Source organism: Streptomyces niveiscabiei (assembly GCF_001419795.1).
GTDB classification, from domain to species: Bacteria; Actinomycetota; Actinomycetes; order Streptomycetales; family Streptomycetaceae; genus Streptomyces; species Streptomyces niveiscabiei.
Genome location: NZ_LIRL01000361.1, coordinates 1 through 4234 on the forward strand (window position 1 = coordinate 1; position 4234 = coordinate 4234).

The window sequence follows — 4234 nt, forward strand, 5'->3', positions numbered from 1 at the left end:
GCGGTCCTGACGGGATTTGAACCCGCGGCCTCCACCTTGACAGGGTGGCGAGCACTCCAAACTGCTCCACAGGACCTTGCTTTGTGCGGCTGGGGGGTTGGTTTCCCTGGCTGCGAGAAGGACTGTACAGGAGGGGGAGTGGTCAGGTCGAACTCACTCTGTGTCAGGGGTTCGTCACGGGGCTTCCGCGTCGATCGCCTTCACGATCCGCTTGTCGGAGATGGGGTACGCCGTGCCCAGCGCGTGCGCGAAGTAGCTCACCCGTAGTTCTTCGATCATCCAGCGGATGTCCAGGACCGAGGCGGGAACCGGGCGGCCCGCAGGGAGCTGCTCCAGGAGCCACGCGTACTCGTCCCGCATCTCGTGGACCTTCTCCATGCGGGTGGTGTCCCGCTGGACGTTGGCCGGCATCTGCTGGAGCCGGCGGTCCACCGCGACCAGGTACCGCATCAGGTCGGAGAGCCGCCGGATGCCGGCCTGCGTGACGAACCCGGGCCGCACAAGGGCGTCGAGCTGCGCCCGCACGTCCGCGAGGTTCGCGAGCAGCGCCGGGCTGCGTACGCCCTTGAGGCGCCGCTCGGCGGCCTGCCAGGCGGCGAGGACCTGCTGGACCGCGCCGACCGTCCGCACGGTCGTGTCGACGATCTCCGCCCGCACCTTGTCGTACAGCTTCCGGTACGACGACTCGTCCCAGGCGGGCCCCCCGAAGTCGCCGATCAGCTTGTCGGCCGCGGCCATCGCGCAGTCGTCGAACAGCGCCTGGATCGAACCGTGCGGATTCGCCGACAGCGCGAGCTTCTGCGCGTTGGTCAGCTTCTCGGAAGCGAACTTTGCGGGGTTGACCGGAATGTTGCGCAGGATCAGCCGCCGCGTGCCCTTCCACATCGCCGCCTGCTGCTCGGCCTCCGTGTCGAAGAGCCGTACGGAGACGGTGTCCCCGTCGTCGACCAGCGCCGGGTACGCCTTGACGGGCTGCCCCGCGCGCCGCGTCTCGAAGACCCGGCTGAGGGAGCCGATCGTCCAGTCGGTGAGGCCCTTGCGTTCGAGGGACTCACCGCCCTCGCGTTCGGCGGTGGCCGCGGCGACCTTGGACAGCGCCTGCCGCGCCTTCGGCTTGAGCTGGAGGCGCAGCGCCTCAAGGTCCTTGTCCTCGGCGAGCTTCCGCCGCCGCTCGTCGACGATGCGGAACGTGATCCGCAGGTGCTCGGGGACGCGGGACCAGTCGAAGTCGTCCGCGTCGAAGGGGACGCCGACCATCCGCTTCAACTCCCGCGCCATGGCGGTCGTAAGCGGCTCTTGGAGAGGCTGTGTCTGATTGCGCCCCTCCGGGGACGACACCGTATCCAGGAAGCGTTTTGCGAAGTTCGGCGCCGGCACATAGTTCCGCCGGATCGGCTTCGGCAGGGAGCGGATCAGCTCCGTCACCAACTCCTCGCGCAGGCCCGGGATCTGCCAGTCGAACCCGTCGTCCGTGACCTGGTTCAGGACCTGGAGCGGGACGTGCACGGTCACCCCGTCCGCGTCCGCCCCCGGCTCGAACTGGTACGTGACACGGAACTTGAGCTGGCCCTGGCGCCAACTGTCGGGATAGTCCGCCTTGGTGACCGCCTCCGCGGACTCCCGGATGAGCATCTCCCGCTCGAAGTCCAGGAATTCGGGCTGCTCGTGCCGCTTGTGCTTCCACCAGGAGTCGAAGTGCGCGCCGGACACGACGTGTTCGGGCACCCGCTGGTCGTAGAAGTCGAAGAGCGTGTCGTCGTCGACGACGATGTCCCGCCGCCGGGCGCGGTGTTCGAGCTCCTCGACCTCGCTGAGCAGCTTCCTGTTGTCCGCGAAGAACTTGTGATGCGTACGCCAGTCCCCCTCGACCAGCGCGTTGCGGATGAACAGCTCGCGGCTGACCTCCGCGTCCACCCGGCCGTAGTTGACCTTCCGCTGCGCGACGATCGGTACGCCGTACAGCGTGACCTTCTCGTACGCCATCACCGCCGCCTGGTCCTTCTCCCAGTGCGGTTCGGAGTACGTCCGCTTCAGGAGGTGCTCGGCGAGGGGCTCGACCCACTCGGGCTGGATGCGGGCGTTGACGCGGGCCCACAGGCGGGAGGTCTCCACCAGCTCCGCCGACATCACGAACTGCGGCGGCTTCCGGAAGAGGGCCGAACCCGGGAAGATCGCGAACTTCGCGTTGCGGGCGCCGAGATACTCGTTCCGGCCGCCGTCCTTCCGGGGGGACTGCTCCTTGTTCTCCTTCACGTCCTTCATCCCGACGTGGGAGAGGAGCCCGGCGAGCAGGGAGACGTGGATACGGTCCGCGTCGGCGTCCTGCTCGTTCAGATGGATGCCCATCTGCTTGGCCACCGTACGGAGTTGGGTGTAGATGTCCTGCCACTCGCGGATGCGCAGGAAGTTCAGGTACTCCTGCTTGCACATCCGGCGGAAGGAGCTGGAGCCCCGCTCGCGCTGCTGCTCCCTGACGTACCGCCACAGGTTCAGGAACGCCAGGAAGTCGCTGGTCTCGTCCTTGAAGCGGGCGTGCTGCTGGTCCGCCTGCGCCTGCTTGTCCGAGGGGCGCTCGCGCGGGTCCTGGATGGACAGCGCGGCGGCTATCACCATGACCTCGCGGGCGCAGCCGTTCTTGTCGGCTTCCAGGACCATGCGGGCGAGCCGGGGGTCGACGGGCAGCTGCGCGAGCTTGCGGCCGACCTGTGTGAGCCGGTTGCGCGGGTCCTTCTGCGCCGGGTCCAACGCGTTGAGTTCTTGCAGGAGTTGGACGCCGTCGCGGATGTTGCGGTGGTCCGGCGGGTCGATGAACGGGAACTTCTCGATGTCGCCCAGGCCGGCCGCCGTCATCTGGAGGATGACCGAGGCGAGGTTCGTCCGCAGGATCTCCGCGTCCGTGAACTCCGGGCGCGTCAGGAAGTCGTCCTCGCTGTACAGGCGGATGCAGACACCGTCGCTCGTACGGCCGCAGCGGCCCTTGCGCTGGTTCGCGCTCGCCTGGCTGACCGGCTCGATCGGCAGGCGCTGCACCTTCGTACGGTGGCTGTAGCGGCTGATCCTCGCGAAGCCCGGGTCGATGACGTACTTGATGCCGGGGACCGTCAGCGAGGTCTCCGCGACGTTCGTCGCCAGAACGATCCTGCGGCCGGTGTGGGGCTGGAAGACGCGGTGCTGTTCGGCGTGGGAGAGGCGGGCGTAGAGGGGGAGTACCTCGGTGAAGCGGTACTTCTTCTTTTCGAGGGCGTCCGCCGTGTCGCGGATCTCCCGCTCGCCGGAGAGGAAGACGAGGATGTCGCCGGAACCCTCCCCTTGCAGCTCCTCGACCGCGTCGCAGATCGCCGTGATCTGGTCGCGGTCGGAGTCCTCGGCGTCCTCTTCGAGGAGGGGCCGGTAGCGGACCTCCACCGGGTACGTCCGGCCGCTCACCTCGATGATCGGGGCGTCGCCGAAGTGGCGGGAGAAGCGCTCGGGGTCGATCGTCGCGGACGTGATGACGACCTTCAGGTCCGGGCGCCTGGGCAGGAGCTGCGCGAGGTAGCCGAGCAGGAAGTCGATGTTCAGGGACCGCTCGTGGGCCTCGTCGATGATGATCGTGTCGTACGCGCGCAGCTCGCGGTCCGTCTGGATCTCCGCGAGCAGGATGCCGTCCGTCATCAGCTTCACGAACGTCGCGTCCGGGTCGACCTGGTCGGTGAACCGCACCTTCCAGCCGACGGCCTCGCCGAGCGGCGTACGCAGTTCCTCGGCGACGCGCTCGGCGACGGTCCGCGCGGCGATCCTCCTCGGCTGCGTGTGCCCGATCATGCCGCGCACACCGCGGCCGAGCTCCATGCAGATCTTGGGGATCTGGGTAGTCTTCCCGGACCCGGTCTCACCAGCGACAATAACGACCTGATGATCGCGGATCGCCTCCGCGATGTCGTCCTTCTTCTGGCTGACCGGAAGCTGCTCGGGATAGGAGACGGCGGGAACCCGCCCGGCCCTCACCCTCATCCGCTCGGCACACCGCTCCACCTCCTCCCCGATCTCGGCGAGCACCGCGGCCCGCGCCTCCGGCTTCCGGATCTTCCGCGCACCCTCCAACCGCCGACCGAGCCGCTGCGCATCGCGCAACGACAGCTCGACGAGGCGGGAAGCGAGATTCCCGAGGGCGGGGGCAGGCTGCGTAGACATACGCTCCCCAGGATCTCATCCCGGAGAAATTACTGGCGAACCCTTTTGCCCGGGGGCGGGC

The 4234-nt window shown here is 68.1% G+C and carries 1 protein-coding gene and 1 tRNA gene; both read right to left on the reverse strand.

Annotated features, from left to right (window positions below):
* Nucleotide 1 precedes the first annotated feature (1 nt).
* Nucleotides 2-76: transfer RNA gene (locus AOK24_RS18240), tRNA-Asp, on the reverse strand.
* A gap of 98 nt (nucleotides 77-174) precedes the next feature.
* The gene (gene hrpA / locus AOK24_RS18245) at nucleotides 175-4173 is read right to left on the reverse strand and encodes an ATP-dependent RNA helicase HrpA (RefSeq protein ID WP_055721141.1); all 3999 of its coding nucleotides are present in this window, start codon (nucleotides 4171-4173) and stop codon (nucleotides 175-177) included.
* Nucleotides 4174-4234: the final 61 nt, after the last annotated feature.

Excerpts from the sequence above, each read along its gene's own strand:
- hrpA (WP_055721141.1), bottom strand. The coding sequence starts at position 4,173 with ATGTCTACGCAGCCTGCCCCCGCCCTCGGGAATCTCGCTTCCCGCCTC.